Origin of the sequence: Vibrio sp. ER1A, assembly GCF_000733315.1 — a bacterium.
GTDB classification, from domain to species: domain Bacteria; phylum Pseudomonadota; class Gammaproteobacteria; order Enterobacterales; family Vibrionaceae; genus Vibrio; species Vibrio mediterranei.
Genome location: NZ_JPJA01000101.1, coordinates 1 through 20,168, shown reverse-complemented (window position 1 = coordinate 20,168; position 20,168 = coordinate 1). Strand labels below are relative to the sequence as shown.

Genomic DNA, 20,168 nt, shown 5'->3' with positions numbered 1-20,168 from the left:
CCAAATAAACAGTATTTTTCAACAAACTTTAGTTCACTTTAAGAACTAGATATGTAGTACTTTTGTAAAGTGGTGCTGAATAATGTTGAAAGATTCTCCTGTATTGCATTTTGTTATCGAGAAGAAAAGCCACTCTTAGATGCTCCACATCACAGGTAGTTAGAATCGATCGTAGCCAACCAGCAAGCGAAGTATCTAATAGAGCGTCGCAGTTGGTAAACCAAACCCAAGTCGGTTGTTCATTGTTCCTGATGATATTTAAGATTTGTGACGTATTTCTATAATTCTCGCCTAAGGTAAGAAGGTCAATGTAAACCGTATTTACACCTATTCTATGATTAATTTCATTGTACGTTTCCAGGAGCGTTTCGCCACACTCATTGGTGAACGTATGGAGCCTCATAATGCTCAACAGCCAGCATCCATGTATTAAGCGTTCTGCCGAACCTACAGGCCACATATCAAGATTAGGGGGAAAAGACTGTGGAGTTGCGTTGTATTTCAAGATATCACCTCTATCAATCATAGCCTGTGTAATAACAAATGGCTTCAAGGTTTCAATGACCTAAATTTTTATAAAATACACATAATTGAGCTACTTGATTTGCTCTCTAGCTCAAGCTTTACCGTTAAAGAGTAAAGTCTGCGGCTTCATAAGTTATTTTTTTTAAGCATACAGCCCTTATTTTGACTGCATTCAGATTTATGCTCAATGGTATGTTTCTTAGTATTCTTTGGTAGCACTGTTTTCGTTGCTCATTTGTGGCTCCTGGCCAATTTCCTGCCTTATAGCCATCAACTATCTTGTACGATGCTGTTTTTCCTTTTCCTTCTTTCGTTAAAAATCCAACACCTTCCCAAGCTCCTAATAGGGCTGCTGCTTGTGCTTGGCTTTTAGGGGCTCCTATCCCATTCATTAATCGCGATTTTTCTATTGACGATGTTGTAGCCCAGCATTGAAGTGTAGCAAATAGTAAGCGGTGAATGAGTGTATAAGAGAGCATTGATTGATTCGGCATTCTTTGTCTATCCGCAGGGAGCATTGGGTAATTAAATTCGCTTGAATTTTCAATCGATAGCGACCACCAAAAGGAGGTGAAAAATTTAGGTTCAGAGCTTCCATATCTCACAGCTTTTTCACTTGGCTGAATGTTCGACCAGCTTTTCGTAATCAATGGTGTGGCACTCACCCAGTTTTTCTTAGCACCATTGGCGATTTTTTTGGGTATTTGCCTGCTTCCCAAGCCACCAAGTAACGTCAATTCCTGCTTTTCTGTAATCATTCGTTCTCTCCTCTAACTCATTGGGTGTGATCGCACTTAACTGAACTTCATGGGCAACAACCCATCCATTAGGGAAGATAAAAGCAACATCAATGATTCGCTTTATGGATTCAACAGGACATTCGAGCTCTACACGTGCATTGCTATACTCATCAAGATCTTTGGCTAAGTCCCTTGAAAGGAGCTCTTTAAAGAATAAGTGTTCGGGACTTTCTGGATGATGTTTGTATTCTCCTTTGCACTCATTTGATAGGTGCATGAAGTGTATTTTGGGTACGCTTATTCTAGAGTTTGGGGTTTTGCGCCCATTTCANNTGAAATGGGCGCAAAACCCCAGTTTCCTCTGATCACCAATTCCTCTTTACAGTATTGACATACTATTTGACCTCGTTTAAATATTGCTCTTGGGTCTTCGTAGTTAAGGATGTTGACACGTTTATCATTAACCGTGTCATGTCCAATAAACGGCATATGTATTTTCCTTCGCAGCGTAGCTTCATGTTTCTCATGTCAAAATACTATCTCAAGATAGTATTTTGATTAAGGCAACAGGTATGTTTGTATGTGTATGTTTGAGAGCCCTCGAAAAGTTGCTTTTGGATTAACAGCTATGACGATAGGACTGAAAATTACGTCGAAAAGCAACCTAAAAAGCCTCTTTTGATAGCAGTTGACACACAGACTAACGAAACTATCATAAAAGATGGAATACCGCTCAAAGTCGGTCGTTGATAGCTAGTCATCGTTACCAAGAAATAGCATAAACCACTTCAAAATACTTACAGCCGAATGGCCTCTACATAGTTAACCCATCTGGGGGATGTGACCCCTGATAGGGCACTCCTCCGCCTGAAATCTAACAGAACGGAGGAAACATCATGTTTCTATTTTTATTGTTTGCAGCGTTGTGCTGCTGCATTGCTGTATGCGTTTTGCGCAGCACAATGCTTCTTAGCTGCGATCAGTCAAAGGTCTCAGCTTCTAGGCTCTCTCCTGAGCCAGTCAAAAATGCTCGATCTCCTCCTGAGCAACAACCTGTAACTGATGTTGCTATTGCTGTGGAGCTGATGCTTCGCCCCCGTCTCTGTCTACCGTCAGGGAACAGAGACGGGGGGCTAGCCACCCGACGAAAGCCTTGCGCCTCAACGGCGCTAGGCTTTCGACCCGCGCGGGAAAACGCGCGAAAAATCCCGGCTTCGCCGGGTCCTTTCCAGTATTGGGAAGGAATCAGAGACGATGACATCAGCCGGATCTGCCGTCAGTTTGCCATTTCAGGCAGGCCAGACGGTTGAGAGCAGAGCCCCTGCCATAGCAATGTTTGGTCGTAATAAAGTAGACGTGGGCATCGTCTTATCTGCCCTTTGAAGCGGCGAGAACCGCTTAGCCAGCAGCACGCAGAGCTGCCATCAAAAACTGCATATCACTTAACACCAGTTAGGGGCATGGCTAATGAGGACAGAACAACTAAGAGGGGAGCATCAGTGCGATGTGAACGAACGAATCCGGATGCCAAAAATTTTGGCCTTAAAAGTCGTGACATGGGCTATGCCGGGTTAAATGCGCTGAAAGAAGAGTACAAGTCATTTGAGTCTATTAGCACGATCCATGACCGCTGGAATGTATTTTGCTCCTGGGTCAAAACTGAACAGGGAATTAAAGATCTTAGAAAAGTTGAAGTTTCACACTTAATGCAGTACGCGGATCATTTAAGAGATCGTTTTGAAAATGGTGAGATAAAAGCATCAACTGCACAAAACTATTTAAGTGCGGTTAATAGAGTAATGGAAATCGCTCGTGGAGATAATAAGGTTCGTGTTGATCCAGTAAAACAAGGTGATTTACCTAAGCGGAGTGGCATTAGTGAAGGGGACAAAAGTATTTCTCAGGAGCGTCACGATAAAGCAACTTACATTGCAACTGAGCGAACTGGAGCATTGTTAAATTTGCAACGAGAACTAGGTCTCAGGTTTGAAGAGTCTGCAAAATTAAATGCAGATAAAGCTCTGGCTCAAGCCCAGAGTAAAGGATGTGTAGAAATAAGAGACGGAACGAAAGGAGGTCGCCCTCGTTTTGTTCCTATTTTTGAGCAATCACAAATTAAAGCGCTAGAGCATGCCAGGGATATTCAAAATGGTCGCAGTATGATCCCAGCCGAACAGAGTTATAAAGAGTTTCGGCAGGATGCTTACAAAGAAGCGGCAAGATTGAGTGTTAAATTCCACGGTGAGCGTCATGCGTATGCTCAAAATAGGTATGAGAAATTATCTGGTGTGAAATGTCCAGTCAAAGCGGGAATAAAACATGGCAACGCACATCATAAATATATTTCCAGAGAAAAGGGAATTAGCGTTGAAACAGCAAAGTATCTTGATCGTGAGGTCAGGATGCAAATAGCAAGAGAACTGGGTCACGGTCGTGTCGACGTGACAAATTCGTACTTGGGGTGAGCGGATATGGAAAAATGGATTAAAGAACGGTCGCATTCATATCTACGCCACGGTGGTAAGCAGACAAGGAGAGCTCAGATCCGGCTGCTGGTAAATGCGTGCAATGACATTGCGGCCAATGAACCAGGGGTGAGTACACCACCTCAAATCGGTCGGGCACATATCCACCGATACTATGCCAGAAAGTCAGATCTGACACAGAAAACACTGGCGACTCACTTTTATGCTTTTCGTGTGCTCTGGCAGGTGCTGCTAAAGCGCCCCGGAGATCCACCGAGACCTCCGGAACTGTGAATTGATTACATGAAGTATATGTCACGCTCACGGTTAAATTCACGAAGGATAGATGATGCTTCGGAAGGGTGTTCCATCGGCGTGATCAGAGTTTTCCAGAACTCTTCGTCAAACGAACGCTCCAGGTACAAGTAACGGCAAATCTTGATGAGATCGACGCGATCCCATTCACTACCATAGCCACCGCGAACGCCTAGCTCATCTTCCAGGGCATAGAAAGTCAGTTCTTCTTTGGCGTCCCATGCTGTACATAAGCGATCAAATAGCCGTTGCACTTTGTCTTTTGGGGTCTTGAAGAACTCCGCATAGGGTTCATGAGGCATCCTGATCACACTGCCATCGGTGTCTTGTAGGAGCGGATAGGTGCCAGATTCCCAAGCGTGCAGGTAAGAGTCAGAAAACTCGTTGTGATGCACGCCCAGATTCATGATTTGCAGGCGCTGCTGGATGAATAGTGCTTCCATTGCTGTATTGTCGGTCATAGGTACTCCAGAGGTTAATTATCCCTATGTTATATGGAGGGTAAAGTTGCTGATTTCAATGACGGACTGGACTCACTTTCACATGTGAAAGTCGCTGTTCTGACTGATCTGAGACGTAATTGGTGTTCAAATGGGGTTAATCGCTTTCTTGGGGGGAGGGATGCTGAACAGTTTGTCGCCCCAAAAGGGCAGTTGGAGCGATTTGTCTAAGTAGAACAGCCTGTTATCTTGGAAGCTCATTCAGCTCTTGTAGCTGATAAGTGCGATAGCTGGTCGCCAAAAACAAACAGCAAACTAACTTTAAACCCACTCGGGAGCTAATCCCTTGTGGGGATAGCTCCCTCAAAAATATGAGGTGAAGCTATGTCTGCAACCACTTTCTTCTTAGTTATGATCGTTACCGTTGCACTGTTTTCGGTTTCAGCATCTCTGCTTGCTCGCGGAATGCTGTATCTGCTCAAAGCTGCGTTTGGTCTTTTTAAGAAGCGGCCTGTAAAGGTCGTCATGCCTACCCAAGTGAGTGACAACTCTGTTGTTGGTGAGTGGCTAAGCCGCGAGCTTAAAGCTCACAAAACACCTCGTGCTTTCATCGAGTCTGCGCCAATTGACGGCCAGATCGTTCAGGAGCCACGCCGTTTGTCAGCGTTTAACCGCTGCCTGGAGGTGCGCTAAAGAGCCTGTTCGATGTGATCACTGAGGAAACTGCCCTAGATATGATGAAAACCACCTATCAACAAGCAATTGGAAACGAGATTAGCGTTTTGTTAAATCAAGTTTCTCCGCTTCCTGATAGCGATGGACGTCTGTTCTTGGGGCTTTACGAAGATGAGTACGGTCTGCCTAAGCAGGTCACTTAGCGTACTTATGACTCGTATAGCGATGCAATGGCTGCTTTTGGCGCGTTGGTCGATAAAGTAATTAATTAAATCAAACACAACCCTTGCCGGGAAAAATCCCGGTGGGGATTCCCGGCTTAACCGTACTAGGAGACTGTTATGTCGGTACAAACTCAATGCGCTATGCGTAACTACGATGTTGTTGGCACCATGTTTTACGCTTTCAACAATCACAAACATCAGGAACTGTTTTCAGAGACGATTTCAGCGACATCTCACGATGAAGCTGAAAACCGTTATCGGGAGTTGGTTACTGAACAATGTGAAATGCGGTCGCTGGAACTGGATCGCATCGAGCTAGAATTCGTTATCGATCTGGATGCAGCTGAAAGCGGTGAATCTTGGGAGAAAGCGTTCGGTGTCGATGAAACAGTTCATTGATCGTGAAAAGAGCCGGGGTTCCCGGCTTTTTTCGTTTCTGGCCTAGCGTTCGTAGGCGGTGACAAGAGTTCTGGTGCCCTGATCGTTCAGTATCAGGAAGTGGAACTCACTGCTCGGATGGCCCCATTCCTCCACATTGTCAGCGGTACCGTATTTCTTAGCTTTGCGACGGCGCTCTCGCTCCAGAAGAGGGTAAATGCGAAGTTCTGGGTTCTGGAGGCGCTTCACTAAGGATAGCCACGGGGCTTTGGGCTTGCCTGAGGTTATCCGCTCGCTGTATCGTGATACAGCGTGAGCTGTTACCAAGACCGTGCCCATTGCAGGTGTTTCGATAGCATCAAAGGTGCCTGCATATCGCTTTCGTTCAGCCAGCAGTAGTTCTGTAGCCTCTTCCTCAATGTTGGCCATGTACTCTGTTTTAGTGGAGACCTCGATCTGCACTCCTGCCAAACGAGATTGTAGGAAGGCCGAAAACTTTTGGGCGCACTTTTTGTCAGATCTTCCCCGTGCCAGTTTCTTGATGGCACCTTTTGATACAACCAGTTTGTAGCCTCTTCCTGTTCCTGGGACTCGGCCAAAAACTTGTTTTTCGAGCAGCAGGTAGCGAATGGCGCATAACTCGCAGAGTAGGGCGCTATCGTTGCTTTCAAAATCGAGGGTGACATTGAGTATGCCTTTTCGTTGGGTACCCACACGCCAAAATACTCGGCTCTGAATGCTACTAAGTTGTTCTGATACGGTCGTTAATGTCATCATAATTTTGTTTCCATTGAGGAACTGGTATGCAGCGTTGCCAGCTCCGCCCTTATATGGTTTCAGTTAGCTTTGAGGAGTTACGAACATAAGCTGTTGACCATGTTCATAAAGCACCGGATAAGGTAGTGTTTGCCCATCCTTAAAGACGGTATTAGGAGGAAAGTACATAGCTGACCATGCAGGGAGGTTGGCACTTAAGTGCCGATAGAATTCATCGACCGGGAAGGAAACCTTTTCAGTTGTCTGCTGGAAAATAATTCGGCTGTATTGACTAGGGTGATTAGAATCTAGAATAAAACTTGCACCTGGCCCAGAAGTGATAAATTCAGGTGTTTGCCAATCATTTATCCGAGCAACGTGAGTTGCAATTACGCAATGCTCAGGTTTGCAGCCGAACTGAGGCGCATCCACTGTCCATATATTGATATCCCAGCCATTCAGTTTTGGCATCGTAATACCTTTGTCGGCCAGTTTTTCAACGATCATTCCCATATTCTGGGCTGTATTTATTAGGCTTGCATCCACAAGTTCCTCGAACTTGATACGTGCATCATCTTTATTAGTAGCTTCTGTTTTGGGCATCCAGGCCATTAACGATGGGCGAGCGGACGGGTTATCAGGTGTCGCCATGATATTTCCTGCATTGAATGCTAGAGTCTGAGCGCCAGTCATCCCAGACAATGGCGCATCGAGTGAAGTTAGTAGGGCTGTTGCATTTAGTGCGCGAAGCAAAAGTGATTTTTTGTAGGAGTTAGTACCATCTGAGGAGTCTTGTAAATCTTGATCGTAAATCCCGCCAGCTCTAGCAATGTTTAGTGCTCTACTCTGTTGTGTATCGTATTGCTTTGGTGATACAGCGCAGCCGTTTAAAAAGAGGCTGCAAATGATAGTTGATAATAACAGTGTCAATTTGTGGTTCATTCGTCATTCTCCATTTTGTGAGATTTATTTCATATATAACATCTCATGGAAAACCATAAACGCAAGTCTAAGAAAGTGGCTTTTTCAAATGTTTTTAACCTGTCACGAAAGAACAATTTAAAGTTAATCCCGATTGCTCCCAAAGTGGGCAATTAGAGCGCTAAGGAATAGCGCTAATGATTGAGAAAATAGAAACTCAAATTCGGATGGAGAGTTTCTATTATGCGGAAAACAATTTTGGCGGCGATTATCGCTGCATCGACAGTAACCGCCCCGGTTTCCGCCGGGGGACTACAGTCTGAAATGGATCGCTTATTCAATGAAATGAGCAATACCACTTTGCCTGGTGTTCATGAGTCACAGCGTCGCGGAGTCTTCACTGGGGGGCGCTATACCGTTAAGTCACGCATCTATGAGCAGAACCTTGTTTCCTTTACTCCACCATCCTGGAAGGCGGGATGTGGTGGGGTTGATATGTTTGGCGGGTCGTTCTCATTTATTAACGCTGAGCAGCTAGTCACGATGATGAGAGCAGTTGCGGCCAACGCGAAAGGTTATGCGTTCCAGTTGGCTCTGGATAACGTTTTCCCGGATGGTGCGAAGTGGATGGAGAACTTTCAGAAAAAGGTTCAAGCATTAAACCAGCACTTAGCGAATAGCTGCCAATTGGCGCAAGGGATTGTTAATGACGCGACGTCAGCATTTGATATTCAGCATAAAACCAAGGCATCTATAAAGGCAACGGGGGCTGGGCTTTATGACGATATGTTCGGTTCGGTACAAGAACAAGACGGGGAAACTCCACTACGGAAATTGAAGAATAACGATCCAGCCAAATATCAAGAAATGATCGGTAATATTGTTTGGAAGCAACTGAAAGTTAACTCTGTAAGCACCTGGTTTCAATATGGTGACACTGCCCTGCTTGAGGCGATGCTTTCACTTACTGGTTCGGTGATCGTTGGCGATTTGGTGGCAGATGCCAGTGGAGGTGATACCAACCCTGTCTCACGCCTCCCAGGAGGCTTAGTCTCCCTTTCAGATCTTGTAGGCGGCGGTCAAGTTAAAATCTATGACTGTGACGATGATTGTTTGGCTCCAGCGAGACAAACTGTCACCTTAAGTAGCGTTCGTCAAAAAATTTATGAAGCGCTCACAGGAACAGATTCTCGACCAGGAATCATTTTCAAGTATAGAAGTAATATTGGTCCAATCACTTCCGATGAGCAAGCACTGATCACAAACCTTCCAGCCTCAGTAGGCACAATTATTCGTAACTTGGCTGCTCTTTCTGACAGTGTTGCTAATTCATTTGCAGATGAAAGTGCTACTGTTATTGCCAATGCGATCGTGTACGACCTAGCGACACAGATGATTTCCGCGGCAGAATTAGCAGTATCTAATGCCGACTCACCGCATAAAAATGAGGTAATGGGTCAGTTAGAGCGAGCGCGTATAAACATCGAGAACGAACATCGGCAGATGGTCGAGCAGTACGGTTCAGTCAGTGAGATTGTTACTCGCTACAACCAAATCATAAAAAATGTTCAGGCGCAACGTCTCAGCCTCACCAGCTCTAGGGGAGGTGCATGATGCCTGAGTTTACGATTTATAGCATCGGTGATTCGGAACTACTAGAGCAGGTACTGATTGCCGTTGCGATGATCACTGGGACGAATGACTTCACTAAAATGGCTTCCATCGGTCTTCTGGTGTCCGTGGTTATTGTGTGCGTTAAGGGGGTAGTACAGGGAGGTCGTGGTATTGAGATCCAGCAGGTGCTTATCGGCTGGATTGTATATGCAATGTTTTTCGGGGCATCAGCTCTGGTCAAAATCGAGGATGCCTACACTGGTGATGTCCGTGTTGTTGCCAACGTACCCTTGGGACCAGCCGCGATTGGGGGAATGATCTCGAATATCGGCTATGTCCTGACCGACAAGTTCGAGACCGGGTTTGCGACTATTACACCTCAGATAACGCGGAAAGGGTTTCTGTCCTCATTAGAGTTGATCAGTGCGCAACGCCAGCTTGCGGGAAATGCCGCACTCTGGGCTAGCTGGGATAGTGCTGTTGGAGGTGGCTCAGTGGACATGCAGCGTAGCTGGCGAAACTATGTTGCTGACTGTACCGCGATCCGTTATCAGCTGGCTGACGTATCCGAATCGAATTTGAAGAATCTGACCTGGCGCGAGGCATTGCGCTTTTCGTCAACGGTCTATGGTACCGAGATTTTTGTGTCACCTAGTGGGTCGACAACTCCAAATTGTACTGACGCCTGGACTGATCTAATGGCTGCCACGGATACGGCATTCGACTCTGGAACTTCTCATGAATCGATCAATTACCTACTGGGTCTGACCGTTGCTGGTACAAGTGGCGTTAATCCTGTGGCGGAAACAAACAATGCTCTTAATGACCTGTCGGCAACAGGAATTATTAGCTCTGACATGCTCAAGGCAGCGATCCTAACTCCGGTGTTAACCGAGGGCATGGGACAATATTACGAGTCCATACAGCAAGGCACTGCCTCACTGATGATTGAGCAGGCGGTGCAGCAGCGAAATACTCAGTGGACTGCGGAGCAATCGGTATTTGCTACTGTTGTCAGGCCGATGCTGACATTTATCGAAGCTCTGGTATACGCCATTGTGCCGCTCATGGGGCTGCTTATCGTGCTGGGAATGATGGGGATTCAACTGGTCTTTAAATATTTTATGACGTTGATCTGGATTCAGCTATGGATGCCAGTTTTGGCAGTGGTGAATCTCTTTATCTATAACCGCAGCACTGCCTCCTTACAGGACTACATCACTTCTGGCGGTGATCCAACGAGTTTCGAGGGGATTCTTCACGTAACGGATATGATGAGCAATGATCTTGCTGTAGGTGGAATGATGGCTTCTGCCATACCAGTCCTTACTTTGTTCATTGTTTCTGGGTCAATTTACTCACTGAACTCACTGGCTGGCCGCATGAGTGGTGGTGATCATATTAATGAGAAGATCTCTTCTCCAGACTTACTACAACCTGCGCCGTTAGTTAAACAAATGCCAGCCCACACTTTCAATGCCCTTCAGGGCGGCTTACAGGGTGGTGCCAATGGCCTAATTGATAAAGTGAATTTCTCTAAAATGTCTTCTGAAATGGTAAGCAGTGGACATGCAAGAGCGGCGGTTGCCCAAGACGCTTTTCAGAATCAGCTCTCGAACTCATTCTTCTCTGGGAATAGTGCTGACAAGTCCTATCAACGGCTCCAGAGCTTTGGGCAGATTCTGAGGTCATCGGATAGCAGTCAGGCCAAAGCGATAGTGAATGCTGGTCAACAGTACGCTAAAGAGCATGGCCTTGATGGTTCTCAGACCAACGCAGTTATTGGTGCGATTGGTGCCAGAATGAGTGCTGGCGTGGATGCAGGAAAGTTGGTTTCTACTTTAATGGGGCCTGCTGGTTCGGTTGCCAGAAAAGCTGCTAAAGCGGCTGGAGCAGAAAATCCTGTAGATATGAGAGGAGATCTCAGTGCAAATGCTGAAACCCGCTCAACTGCCGCAAGAACTCAAATGACAAAGGATTTGGATCGAATTGCTAATGACATTGGGTTCTCCAAGAATGATACAGCAGCACTGACCAATGATGTTGCTAATCAAATTAGTGACGATAAAACGCAGCGGTTTACTGAGTCTATTGGTGAGGATCAGCGTCATGGACTGACTCATACTGCTTCCCAGATGCTGACTGCTCAGGATACCTATCAGCGGTTAGCAAGTGCTCAAGAAGTGCTGGGCAGTGTGACGTCAGCAGACATGCAAGCTATTGCAGGATCGGTTTTGGGTGATCAGGCGTCAATGGCGAATTTGAGCCAATACATGCGGCAGGCTCCTAGTGAGTTACGCCAGGCCGCAACTAAGCGAGAACGACATTATAAAGGTCTTGGTATGGACGGAGACCGGGCTTCAGTGGGTGGGGCTCTGTATGCGATGCTGAAGTCAGAAGATTTGCAACACAGAACTCAGGCAGCGGAAATTGTTGCAGAAACAATTGGAGCTAAAAACCCGATTGCAAATGCCAGTGAGGCGCAAAAGCACAGCCATTTAGATAGCGGGGCTCCCCAAATAGATAGCACACTTATTACCCAAGGGGAGAAAAACTTGAACGTCCCTAAATTGATGACAGCTGAGCAGAAAGCCAAACCTAAAACGGATCTTCCCGGAGGAGATAGCGATGTTTATGCCGCTCACGGTGAGAACCTGGATAACGTAAACGCGCAACACGGTCAAAATCGGAGCGATTTTACAGGGCAACGTTTAGGGGAGCTACGCAACCGCATTATGGCTAATGATGTTGCTCCCTCAACTTCATCTCAGGTTTTCGCTACAGCCGAAGGGGCTGGCCGATTTATCGAGAAATTATTTGGTGGAGCAGGAGCTGCTGTAGATGGCTTCTCTGATAATTTTGGAAGCTCAATGGGTCGTCTTGCCAGTATGACCTCTGAGCAGCGTGATCAATTCATTGAAGATGCTAAGCGTGGTGATGAATATGTTGAGCAGGAGTGGGGGGTTGCAGGTAAGGCATTAACCGGAATGGCTTCCCTTGGTCGCGGTATTATGGGAGCTGGCGTGTCAGGATACAACGCAGCTAAAGAGTGGCTGACTGGTGAATCGGATCTCTCCGAAGCAGCGAAAGGAATGAGTCTCCAGGAGAGAGGGATGTTTTTTGCGTCAGCATTGGCTGCTGCTAGTGAACACAGTGTTGAAGCTGCGGAACAGTTTGTTGAGCAATATGGTTATGAGTTTAGGAGTATGGCTACGGTTGCCGGGGCCGAAGCCGGGCTTAATCAAACAGGTGCTCAGTTGTTCGCAGCTGCATTGACAGGGGATGAACAGCAAGTCGCCAACTTGAGGGAGCAGATGCGAACTGAGGTTGGCGACACTGAACTTGCTGACCGTATGAGCGACATCATCCAGACTTCCGCAGACGCGGGTAAAGATCAAGCTGCTGGGTATCTTAATCCAGTAGCGCGATATATGAGTGTAAGCAGAGGTCAGTAGGTTCGTTCAACTGAGCTAATGTGCGGATCGTATGGGTGCTCATTCGGTCCGTAACAGTAGCTTGATGAGTAGGATTGAGTGTCTCTAAGCTTGTTAGTTGTGTCTCTATCTTCAACATTATTGATATTCAGTGTTGAAGATGGGGAGCGGCCATTGAGCCATTGGGCATAGAAGCACACGGCTATGATTAAAACAATCAGACCAAAAATTCCGGCTACTTTGACACAAAAGAACAAAGCAGCCATGAAGGCTGAAAACGTAATTGTTTCTCTGAACATTACTGATCCCCTATTAATTTAGATGTCCCTAATTGACATTTAACATGGAATTTATTTTTGTCAATGCGAGTGGAGGAATTTAGATGATAAATAAAAGTAGAGATTTAGGTTATTTACTTGAAGAAATTAAAATACAAATGATTAGGGGGAGAGGTCCTTGGCTTGTAGGAAGAGTATCGCTTGAATATGAGGGAAAAGTGATTGTGGCAAGCGGGAAAGTCCTAGAGCTTATGTTGGAAAAAACAGAGTCTATATTGTCGATGATACATGTTCGGGCGACTATCATCGCTGGACAAAGACGGAATCCTTTTCTCTTGTATTCAAAGGAGTATGAGAAATTATTTCTCATCATAGTGAAAGATAATGAAGCTGCTTAGCTTTAAGAGATAAAATAAGGTCAGACTTATAAAATTAAAAGACCATAAAATGATTTCATGAAAAAATATCATGTGTGTTTTTTGATTCTCCCACTTGACCCTCAAACGGGAAAGTATAAATTTATATTTAGGTTGTTTATGAAACATGTTGATTTATTAAAAATGTTCCGTCAGAACAAAGTTGAAATTGTGATTCTGCGAGAGGTAAGAAAAAACTATTTTCAGATTGAAGTTAACGCTGAGATTCTTATTTCAAAAAGGGGAGGTAGGCGTGAATTAAAAATTGAGACAGCTAAAAAATATTTGGAACAGCTAGGGTGTGAAAAATTTGTCGTATTACTAAAGGATGAAAATAATGAAGAGGTTAATTTATTGGGTAGGAGTTAGCTATACGCTGGGTGTAGCAGCAACTGTAACATTCAGCGGTATTGAGACAAAGCAATGGTTATATGCACTAGCGTTTCCGGTCGTGGTTGCAGCACTGTTTATTGCTCGTCCTAGCTTAGTCAGAAAAAACTGATAGAGGAGAGCGTTTCAATGACATGTAATAGCAGCTCCTTGCTTCCGAAAATGATAGGTCATACTCAAAAGAATTTTGGCGTAGCCCGATTTAATGAAAACGTATTTGAATTTGATCTGTGCCTATGGACGCTTTTGAAAAGCCTGTCCAGCCTTTATCCGAAAGAAGTCTCCGAACAATTTTCTCTTCCATTGGATACTGTGACCGCTTTGGCTTCGGCAAGCGAAAGTCAACTCAAACTGTTGTCATCTGGTGCCATAATCTCCTTCAAGCTCTCTGGTTGTGAAAAGGACTACATCGAGTACCTAGAAGGTCACTATGATCACGTCAGCCTTATCAATAATCAGGATACTGGGCTCAGCTCCGCCTATTGGCTGCTCATGGGCCGAATAGCACATGACAATACGGACATAGCAGCCCAAATATTTGATGTAACTACATCTCTAACCAAATCGGTGGCCGAAGCCACCGACAACCAGCTTCGTAGCTTAGCCTGTGACAAGGATATGCCATTCGCAATCCGTTTCTCTCCCGAACTGGTGAAAGAAATTCTGGAGAGTGACGAATGCCACGTTACTCATCTCATCTTAAAAAAACATCAACAATCTTTGAGCACTGGAGGTAGATATGAGCTGTAACAGTAACTTGTCACGATGGGGCATAGCTAGGAATATGGCACTCATAGGCTACATAAGCCAAATTATCATGATCGAAACCGGGCTCACTTATAAGCAGATTCGCAGATTATACAAAGAACTCAAAGATGAAGGACTTACGATCCGTAGGAAGAGCCACAAAGTTCGTGGTGGTGCAACAATTATCCATAGTCATACCTCAAAGATAGAAGCATCACTGCTAATGCAGCTCTATTTTAATATCACAGGAAAAGCAGCATTGCGATCTATCAACATCAATACTCTTCATTCTGCGTATAAACTTTACAACGCAGTCAGAAGTGAAACGCTTGGTATGCATGGAGCGCGCTGGCAGATGCTAGATATTACAGACGCATGGTGTTTAGCCCAAGAGCTGCGGTCTGGTGAAGCGATGATAGAGACATGTCCTAGCTGTAAGTGCAATTACTTTACATCAGTGAATCAACGAACATCTGTGAATTGCCCTTTCTGCTTAAGCTCACCACAAGCTAGTAGCACAAAAAAAGAAGCAACGATTACGACAGTTTGATGCCAAATACACCCCAAATGGGCAATTACAGGTGCGTAAGAATTTTAAATACTGAAATAGCATGAACCATTGAAAACGGAGGTATCATCTATGGTTCATCACCCCACATCAAGGTTTATCTCGTGTGTGCTCATTGTCACAATGTCACTGTTGCCAACCCACGGATATACAAATCAACCAACAAATCCTGCTAAGACTGGTCGAGAAGCTCAAAATTTTGGTCTTGAAATGGCCGCAGAGTTTGAGCAGCCCTCATATGAGGCTGGCAATATTCACTTTAGCGGCGGTGAAGCCATCAATGTGAATGATCTTTTCCCCGGCACATCAGGCCAGAACGATGATCCGTTAAGTGACTATTTTGCAGACGGTACACAACCTAATGTGGACGCCCTGAAAAATATCTGGGACTCCAATGATGGGATGGATGATGTAGGGAGCAACACTAAAAGCTCCCTGTGGAATGATGCTAACAGCGATAACCCTTCGGTTTCTGGAGCTGCTTATAAGGTTCTCCTCGATGCCACGAACCAGTCTAAGCCCGATTTCAGCAATGATCCGTTGATGAATCTTAGCCGAGAGACCTACGACAATATCGACATAATAGCCGAGGGGTTTGGGGATTGTTCGGCTGAAACCATTATCAAAGATAAAACCATTAAGTCACATGTGCCTGATTATTATACATGTGACCGACTGTATAAGCCTAAAGGTAACTGTGCTATCACTCATACGATAGAGATTGCCGCAGAACCAGCTGATATAGTCTTTCTTATTGATAATTCAGGTTCAATGGGTGGAGTCATTCACGACTTAAGGAACAACGTAGGGGCTTTTGCTCAATTGCTAACACAAGATGGTAGTGATGATTTAAGGCTTGGAGGTGCTGTTTACAGGAACAGTGATTATATCTTTAATCGTGTGGAATTGACTCCGGATTTTAACGCTTTTAAAACTTGGCTAGATGGCGTGAATGCAGCTAGCGCACCAACTTACCCATTTGATGCTATTACATGGGCTGCGAATCATTACCAATGGCGTGGAGGGGATATTCGAAAGGTTCTTGTGTTAGTGGGGAACGATGATTCCGCTGGAAATAAGTCAGCAGCAATCTCTGCACTAGCTTCAAATCAAGTAGAGCTTTTTTCTTTTCACAACAGTGGGGAAGTAAAGAGCATTGGTACACCATTAGCTGATTACTTCTCAGGGCCTTTACTTTTAAAGTTTGCGCAAAATCTTACAGTTGTCTCCGATAGATGGACACCTCAAAGTTGCATTGATAATGGGATTGCTTCATTAGAGGAGTTCTGTACGGGTTCTTATAGTGCTTCACCATCTAATGATGATACGTGCGTAATGCTTTCTGGCTTCCAAGTATGTAAAGGCGATCCTGTTTATAATTTACTTGGTGAACCACCTCTGCCCAATGTACCGAAGTTAGCTGCACGTGTAGATGTCTCACAATTAGAATGTTCATTTAACCAGGGGCAAGGAACTTGTTGGTTCGATAAAGATGGCAACGAGCAATGTCTGGAAAATTACCAAGATATTGAGCAGTGTAAAAAATATGAAGATAACCCCCAATGTGGTTTCATTAGCTCAGAGTGTGTTGATGGAGCGAGAGGCTCACAAGGTAACTGTTATGTACATGAAGAGAAATATGATTGTGGTTACGATGTAGAAGTACCTAGCTTAGAAAAAGAAACCGAGTATTCATGTGGTGGACCAATCCGATGTATGGGGGATGATTGCCTTGATATAAACAAAACTCAGAGTTCTGATTTTGCAAGAGCTTCTGCACTGTTAAATGCGGCACAGTTCATGACTCAGGATATGAGCTGTGAAGATATTACAGGAGAGAACAACACATATTGTAAAGCGTTTAGTGGTGAGCAAGGCGAATGTAAGGTAGCGGTTGGCGGCGCTCAGGATTGTTGTGAAAAGCCTAGCGGCTTATCGATGGGGGATTACCTCACACTTATCATGTCAGTGCCGAAACTGGACGGTGCAATTCTTTCTCTTCAAGATGGCAGTGCAATAAAAGGTGCATATCAGGCTATCCGTGATCCTGCTATAAGTGGGTGGACAGAGATAACGAAACCTTTCACGTCTTATATGGAAAATATTACGGGTGCTATTGATAACTTTACTAAGCCAATAACCGACTTAGCTAAAGAGGCTATCCAAGCATTAAAGGATGAAATCGCCAAAATTACAGGTAAGGCTCTTGGTAATGCATCTGCAACGGGGAGCACTGGCGTTGCTGTTGATGCACCCGAGGGGATGATGGAACAAATAGTCGGAGAACAAGCGGCGAGTATGCTCAGCGGCATTATGGCCGCATATACCGCTTACGTAGTGGCAATGATGATCATTCAGATTGTGTGGAAATGTGAAGAAGAAGAATTTGAGCTTAATGCAAAAAGAGCTTTGAATAGTTGCCATCAGGTTGGGTCATATTGCAAAACAAAAGTGCTTGGTGCTTGTATCGAGAAGCGCCAAACTTACTGTTGTTTCAGTTCGCCATTATCAAAAATTATCCAGCAACAAATCAGACCGAAGTTGGGGCTGAGTTGGGGTTCTGCGAAGGCTCCTCAATGTGACGGCATTCCTTTGAACCGTTTGGCTGAGGTTGACTGGGAGCAAGTAAACCTCGATGAATGGTTAGGATTGTTACAGGCGAATGGTAAGTTTCCAGAGTCATCTGCGATTGACCTTGATAGCTTAACTGGTGCTGGGAGTATTTTTAATACCGATGGCACTCGTTTGAATGCTGAGGATAGAGTTCATGCTCGCCTGGAGGGAGTTGATCTGGAAAAGGTTCGTAAGGATGCAGCGGATTCAATCTTGCTGGACAAAGGAGCTGGGAACTAACAATTATAGATATGCGTCTGTGTTACTCTGAAATGGCTAGTGCAGGCAAAGGGGGAACTATGGAATTATGGATTTGGTTGATTGGTCTTATCGCCACGATCGCCAGTGTCGGGGGGGTGTTTTGGTACGCAGGGCACTACCAAAGTAAGCCGAAACGGGATGTTTCTAAATGATCTCTAGAGTTAGGTATCGTGTTGTTTTCGGCAACCCTACTCGATACCTTTTCAAACGGTAAGTTAATAAGTTCAGTTGCTTATAGTTAATTAGGGGCAAGTACCAAGTGTACCGTTTTTAACTGTACCGTCTGGCTGGTACAGTTTTCAGCATTTACTTGTGGCTGGAATTCATACCACCCTTGTAGCTTAAGCAACTTCGAGATATTTGGACTTACACCTAGTTTGGTGAAACTGTACCGATTCGCGACAAAACGGTACACCAACTCCTAGGGGTAACTGTACCGTTCGCTGATTCATTTGAGTCAACAATGCTGACTTGCAAAACAAACGAGTGTTTATTTTACGTGGCGGTGGTCGAGATTTTCATGCCAATAGATTGCATTTTTGTGTAAAATAATCTGTAAATAAATCTATGTAAAATATACCTACGATTGTTTCAAGTTGCATATGAAAATTGGTTATGCTCGTGTTAGTTCTGACGAACAGTCAGAAACCCCTCAAGTAGACGAACTTGTCGCTGTTGGTTGTGAAAGAGTTTATCGAGAAAAGCTCAGTGGCAAATCGAAGAAACGTCCGGAGTTAGAACGTATGTGCGATTCACTTAGAGAGGGGGATGTGGTGGTCGTGCAACGTTTAGATCGTTTAGGACGAAGCTTAAAGGACTTGATTGAGCTTTTAGATAGTTTTAAAGCTAAACATGTCCAGTTCGTAAGTTTGAATGAAAGCATTGATACAACCACAGCGGTAGGTGAGCTAGCCTTCCATATGATAGGTTCTATTGCTCAGTTCGAACGAAAACTCATATCTGAGAGAACAAAAGCAGGATTGGCAGCCGCTAGAGCTAGAGGTAGAAAAGGTGGAAGAAAGGAAAAGCTATCACCTTCTGACATTAGAAAAGCTAAAGCTATGCTGCTAGATCCCGAAGTAACTAAGACTGAAGTGGCACGTCACTTTAGTGTAAGTAGGCCAACACTGAACAAAGCATTATCTAGAGCTTAAGAATGATTAATTTCTCAATGGTAGAAAGCAAGGACATAAAAGATGGCAGGGCCTAGAAGTTATACAGATAAAACATTGAAACGACTATTCGGGCTTGCTTGTAATCGTTGTTCTTTTCCTGGTTGTGAGGAAATCATGAGCGATGAGTTTTCTGCCAAAAACTCGAACATATGCCATATCGAAGCGGCCAATGAGGGAGGGGAGCGTTGGAACAAGGATATGACGGATGAGCAGCGGGCAGATTACGATAACTTAATACTTCTATGCGTTCGCCATCACGATATAACTGATGATGTCAACAAGTATACTGTACCAATTTTGAAGAGTATGAAAAAGTCGCACGAACAAGATATGGAAAGGCGAACATCAAGTAAGCGCCCTCTGAATAAGCGACCATCTTTACTAACAGATGTAATAAACAAAATTGTCAGTGTTGATATTGATGGTATAGAGGATACGCCCGTAAAAAATGGCTTTTCAATCGAAGATAAAATCAAACATAACCATGTTGTTACAAATCAACCTTTGATGACAGAGTATAAAATTTATCAAGGTAAAATTAATGCGTTATATGGTGAGTTTGAAAAAGCTGGAAGTGCTAAAAAAGAAGGGGTTTTACGTGCTATAAAACACGTGTACCTAAATGCTAAGGGAGAGGTTTTGGGAATAGATCAATCTCTGGAAAATATTAGAAAACATGCAGATCAACTGATTGATACAGTGAGAAGAAACTTGCATGAGATAATCGATGATAGCGCGAACAACGATTTGTCGGTTGCATATGAAGATGTTGAGTTTGCGGTGTCAATTCTTGTGGTTGATGGTTTTCTCCGTTGTAAGATACTGGAGGAACCCATAACGTGATTATTAATCCAAATAAGCATCCACAAAGGCAGCTCTATTATCTTGGGGCAAAGACCCTTGGTATATTGAAAAAACATGGTGGCAATTCGGACTTTTTTGAAGCTTACCAAGAGCTGAAAGAAGAAGAAGATATTTCTGTTATGCTATTTATATTAACACTGGACTGGTTGTACTTGTTAGGAGCAATCAAATCTGAGGATGGCTGGATTAAACTATGTTCTTAAAGTCCTTACTAATAGAGTGTGATACACACATCATCCGAAACATCCCTTTCCATAAAGGGATGAACTTTATTGTTGATGAAACTAAAGCATCAAATAGTAGTGCGGTAAACACGGGTAATAACATAGGAAAAACCACAGTTATTCGTCTTATAAACTATTGTTTAGG

At 44.3% G+C, this 20,168-nt stretch carries 22 protein-coding genes; 16 read left to right on the top strand and 6 right to left on the bottom strand.

Going from position 1 to position 20,168, the window contains the following annotated elements; translation table 11 throughout:
- Nucleotides 1-629: 629 nt before the first annotated feature.
- Nucleotides 630-1,283, bottom strand: a complete 654-nt coding sequence (locus HW45_RS30120; RefSeq protein WP_235225560.1) for a hypothetical protein — start codon at nt 1,281-1,283, stop codon at nt 630-632.
- The gene (locus tag HW45_RS30115; RefSeq protein ID WP_235225559.1) at nt 1,201-1,542 is read right to left on the bottom strand and encodes a competence protein CoiA family protein; all 342 of its coding nucleotides are present in this window, start codon (nt 1,540-1,542) and stop codon (nt 1,201-1,203) included. The genes HW45_RS30120 and HW45_RS30115 overlap by 83 nt, the downstream gene beginning before the upstream one ends.
- A gap of 977 nt (nt 1,543-2,519) precedes the next feature.
- On the opposite strand from HW45_RS30115, the gene HW45_RS30215 reads away from it, so the two are divergent.
- Nucleotides 2,520-2,648: a hypothetical protein gene (locus tag HW45_RS30215; RefSeq protein ID WP_017788943.1), complete on the top strand. Its 129-nt coding sequence runs from the start codon at nt 2,520-2,522 to the stop codon at nt 2,646-2,648.
- A 116-nt stretch (nt 2,649-2,764) separates the two neighbouring features.
- Nucleotides 2,765-3,730, top strand: coding sequence for an integrase domain-containing protein (locus HW45_RS27745; RefSeq protein ID WP_200874611.1), 966 nt, complete (start codon nt 2,765-2,767; stop codon nt 3,728-3,730).
- Between the two features lie 299 nt (nt 3,731-4,029).
- Here the strand turns inward: HW45_RS27745 and HW45_RS27735 are convergent, their stop codons facing one another.
- The gene (locus HW45_RS27735) at nt 4,030-4,506 is read right to left on the bottom strand and encodes a hypothetical protein (protein ID WP_021823482.1); all 477 of its coding nucleotides are present in this window, start codon (nt 4,504-4,506) and stop codon (nt 4,030-4,032) included.
- Nucleotides 4,507-4,869: 363 nt separating this feature from the next.
- Between HW45_RS27735 and HW45_RS27730 the strand changes: the two genes are divergently transcribed.
- From HW45_RS27730 to HW45_RS27725, 3 genes are all read left to right on the top strand, one after another.
- Nucleotides 4,870-5,178, top strand: a complete 309-nt coding sequence (locus tag HW45_RS27730) for a hypothetical protein (RefSeq protein ID WP_021822334.1) — start codon at nt 4,870-4,872, stop codon at nt 5,176-5,178.
- Between the two features lie 41 nt (nt 5,179-5,219).
- Nucleotides 5,220-5,363 carry a hypothetical protein gene (locus HW45_RS29670; protein WP_160171242.1) on the top strand — a complete coding sequence of 48 codons (144 nt, stop codon included), beginning with the start codon at nt 5,220-5,222 and terminating at the stop codon, nt 5,361-5,363.
- A 138-nt stretch (nt 5,364-5,501) separates the two neighbouring features.
- Nucleotides 5,502-5,783, top strand: coding sequence for a hypothetical protein (locus tag HW45_RS27725; protein ID WP_031841449.1), 282 nt, complete (start codon nt 5,502-5,504; stop codon nt 5,781-5,783).
- A 42-nt stretch (nt 5,784-5,825) separates the two neighbouring features.
- On the opposite strand, the gene HW45_RS27720 is transcribed toward HW45_RS27725, so the two are convergent.
- Complete coding sequence (locus tag HW45_RS27720) at nt 5,826-6,539, bottom strand: hypothetical protein (RefSeq protein WP_038231369.1); 714 nt, start codon at nt 6,537-6,539, stop codon at nt 5,826-5,828.
- A gap of 63 nt (nt 6,540-6,602) precedes the next feature.
- On the bottom strand, nt 6,603-7,460 hold the full coding sequence (locus tag HW45_RS27715) for a hypothetical protein (RefSeq protein ID WP_038231367.1): 858 nt from the start codon (nt 7,458-7,460) through the stop codon (nt 6,603-6,605).
- 222 nt (nt 7,461-7,682) lie between these two features.
- On the opposite strand from HW45_RS27715, the gene HW45_RS27710 reads away from it, so the two are divergent.
- Nucleotides 7,683-9,053: a conjugal transfer protein TraH gene (locus HW45_RS27710; RefSeq protein ID WP_038231364.1), complete on the top strand. Its 1,371-nt coding sequence runs from the start codon at nt 7,683-7,685 to the stop codon at nt 9,051-9,053.
- On the top strand, nt 9,050-12,508 hold the full coding sequence (locus tag HW45_RS27705; RefSeq protein WP_038231362.1) for a conjugal transfer protein TraG N-terminal domain-containing protein: 3,459 nt from the start codon (nt 9,050-9,052) through the stop codon (nt 12,506-12,508). The genes HW45_RS27710 and HW45_RS27705 overlap by 4 nt, the downstream gene beginning before the upstream one ends.
- Here HW45_RS27705 and HW45_RS27700 read toward each other — a convergent pair.
- Nucleotides 12,502-12,786, bottom strand: a complete 285-nt coding sequence (locus HW45_RS27700) for a hypothetical protein (RefSeq protein ID WP_038231359.1) — start codon at nt 12,784-12,786, stop codon at nt 12,502-12,504. The genes HW45_RS27705 and HW45_RS27700 overlap by 7 nt on opposite strands.
- Before the next feature lie 83 nt (nt 12,787-12,869).
- Here HW45_RS27700 and HW45_RS27695 point away from each other — a divergent pair, with 83 nt between their 5' ends.
- From HW45_RS27695 to HW45_RS27660, 9 genes are all read left to right on the top strand, one after another.
- Complete coding sequence (locus HW45_RS27695; protein ID WP_038231356.1) at nt 12,870-13,163, top strand: hypothetical protein; 294 nt, start codon at nt 12,870-12,872, stop codon at nt 13,161-13,163.
- Nucleotides 13,164-13,220: 57 nt separating this feature from the next.
- Nucleotides 13,221-13,550 (top strand): hypothetical protein, encoded by a 330-nt coding sequence (locus tag HW45_RS27690; protein ID WP_031841454.1) that lies wholly within the window; start codon nt 13,221-13,223, stop codon nt 13,548-13,550.
- The gene (locus HW45_RS29665) at nt 13,519-13,683 is read left to right on the top strand and encodes a hypothetical protein (RefSeq protein ID WP_021822838.1); all 165 of its coding nucleotides are present in this window, start codon (nt 13,519-13,521) and stop codon (nt 13,681-13,683) included. The genes HW45_RS27690 and HW45_RS29665 overlap by 32 nt, the downstream gene beginning before the upstream one ends.
- Nucleotides 13,684-13,700: 17 nt before the next feature.
- Complete coding sequence (locus HW45_RS27685) at nt 13,701-14,321, top strand: hypothetical protein (protein ID WP_038231354.1); 621 nt, start codon at nt 13,701-13,703, stop codon at nt 14,319-14,321.
- Nucleotides 14,311-14,868: a FlhC family transcriptional regulator gene (locus HW45_RS27680; protein ID WP_031841455.1), complete on the top strand. Its 558-nt coding sequence runs from the start codon at nt 14,311-14,313 to the stop codon at nt 14,866-14,868. The genes HW45_RS27685 and HW45_RS27680 overlap by 11 nt, the downstream gene beginning before the upstream one ends.
- A gap of 126 nt (nt 14,869-14,994) precedes the next feature.
- On the top strand, nt 14,995-17,739 hold the full coding sequence (traN, locus tag HW45_RS27675; protein WP_235225557.1) for a conjugal transfer mating pair stabilization protein TraN: 2,745 nt from the start codon (nt 14,995-14,997) through the stop codon (nt 17,737-17,739).
- A 623-nt stretch (nt 17,740-18,362) separates the two neighbouring features.
- Nucleotides 18,363-18,914 carry a recombinase family protein gene (locus HW45_RS27670; RefSeq protein ID WP_029789943.1) on the top strand — a complete coding sequence of 184 codons (552 nt, stop codon included), beginning with the start codon at nt 18,363-18,365 and terminating at the stop codon, nt 18,912-18,914.
- Between the two features lie 42 nt (nt 18,915-18,956).
- Nucleotides 18,957-19,778: an ABC-three component system protein gene (locus HW45_RS28550; RefSeq protein ID WP_029789942.1), complete on the top strand. Its 822-nt coding sequence runs from the start codon at nt 18,957-18,959 to the stop codon at nt 19,776-19,778.
- The gene (locus tag HW45_RS27660; protein ID WP_029789941.1) at nt 19,775-20,002 is read left to right on the top strand and encodes an ABC-three component system middle component 6; all 228 of its coding nucleotides are present in this window, start codon (nt 19,775-19,777) and stop codon (nt 20,000-20,002) included. The genes HW45_RS28550 and HW45_RS27660 overlap by 4 nt, the downstream gene beginning before the upstream one ends.
- Nucleotides 20,003-20,168 lie beyond the last annotated feature (166 nt).

Bases quoted from the DNA above. Each gene is read 5' to 3' on its own strand.
- HW45_RS27705 (WP_038231362.1), top strand. From the start codon at position 9,050: ATGATGCCTGAGTTTACGATTTATAGCATCGGTGATTCGGAACTACTA.
- HW45_RS30115 (WP_235225559.1), bottom strand. From the start codon at position 1,542: ATGCACCTATCAAATGAGTGCAAAGGAGAATACAAACATCATCCAGAA.
- HW45_RS27690 (WP_031841454.1), top strand. From the start codon at position 13,221: ATGAAAAAATATCATGTGTGTTTTTTGATTCTCCCACTTGACCCTCAA.
- HW45_RS27700 (WP_038231359.1), bottom strand. From the start codon at position 12,786: ATGTTCAGAGAAACAATTACGTTTTCAGCCTTCATGGCTGCTTTGTTC.
- HW45_RS27720 (WP_038231369.1), bottom strand. From the start codon at position 6,539: ATGATGACATTAACGACCGTATCAGAACAACTTAGTAGCATTCAGAGC.
- HW45_RS27695 (WP_038231356.1), top strand. From the start codon at position 12,870: ATGATAAATAAAAGTAGAGATTTAGGTTATTTACTTGAAGAAATTAAA.
- HW45_RS27670 (WP_029789943.1), top strand. From the start codon at position 18,363: ATGAAAATTGGTTATGCTCGTGTTAGTTCTGACGAACAGTCAGAAACC.
- HW45_RS29665 (WP_021822838.1), top strand. From the start codon at position 13,519: ATGAAGAGGTTAATTTATTGGGTAGGAGTTAGCTATACGCTGGGTGTA.
- HW45_RS30215 (WP_017788943.1), top strand. From the start codon at position 2,520: ATGACATCAGCCGGATCTGCCGTCAGTTTGCCATTTCAGGCAGGCCAG.
- HW45_RS27680 (WP_031841455.1), top strand. From the start codon at position 14,311: ATGAGCTGTAACAGTAACTTGTCACGATGGGGCATAGCTAGGAATATG.
- HW45_RS29670 (WP_160171242.1), top strand. From the start codon at position 5,220: ATGATGAAAACCACCTATCAACAAGCAATTGGAAACGAGATTAGCGTT.
- HW45_RS27735 (WP_021823482.1), bottom strand. From the start codon at position 4,506: ATGACCGACAATACAGCAATGGAAGCACTATTCATCCAGCAGCGCCTG.
- HW45_RS27725 (WP_031841449.1), top strand. From the start codon at position 5,502: ATGTCGGTACAAACTCAATGCGCTATGCGTAACTACGATGTTGTTGGC.
- HW45_RS27730 (WP_021822334.1), top strand. From the start codon at position 4,870: ATGTCTGCAACCACTTTCTTCTTAGTTATGATCGTTACCGTTGCACTG.
- HW45_RS30120 (WP_235225560.1), bottom strand. From the start codon at position 1,283: ATGATTACAGAAAAGCAGGAATTGACGTTACTTGGTGGCTTGGGAAGC.
- HW45_RS28550 (WP_029789942.1), top strand. From the start codon at position 18,957: ATGGCAGGGCCTAGAAGTTATACAGATAAAACATTGAAACGACTATTC.
- HW45_RS27685 (WP_038231354.1), top strand. From the start codon at position 13,701: ATGACATGTAATAGCAGCTCCTTGCTTCCGAAAATGATAGGTCATACT.
- HW45_RS27715 (WP_038231367.1), bottom strand. From the start codon at position 7,460: ATGAACCACAAATTGACACTGTTATTATCAACTATCATTTGCAGCCTC.
- HW45_RS27710 (WP_038231364.1), top strand. From the start codon at position 7,683: ATGCGGAAAACAATTTTGGCGGCGATTATCGCTGCATCGACAGTAACC.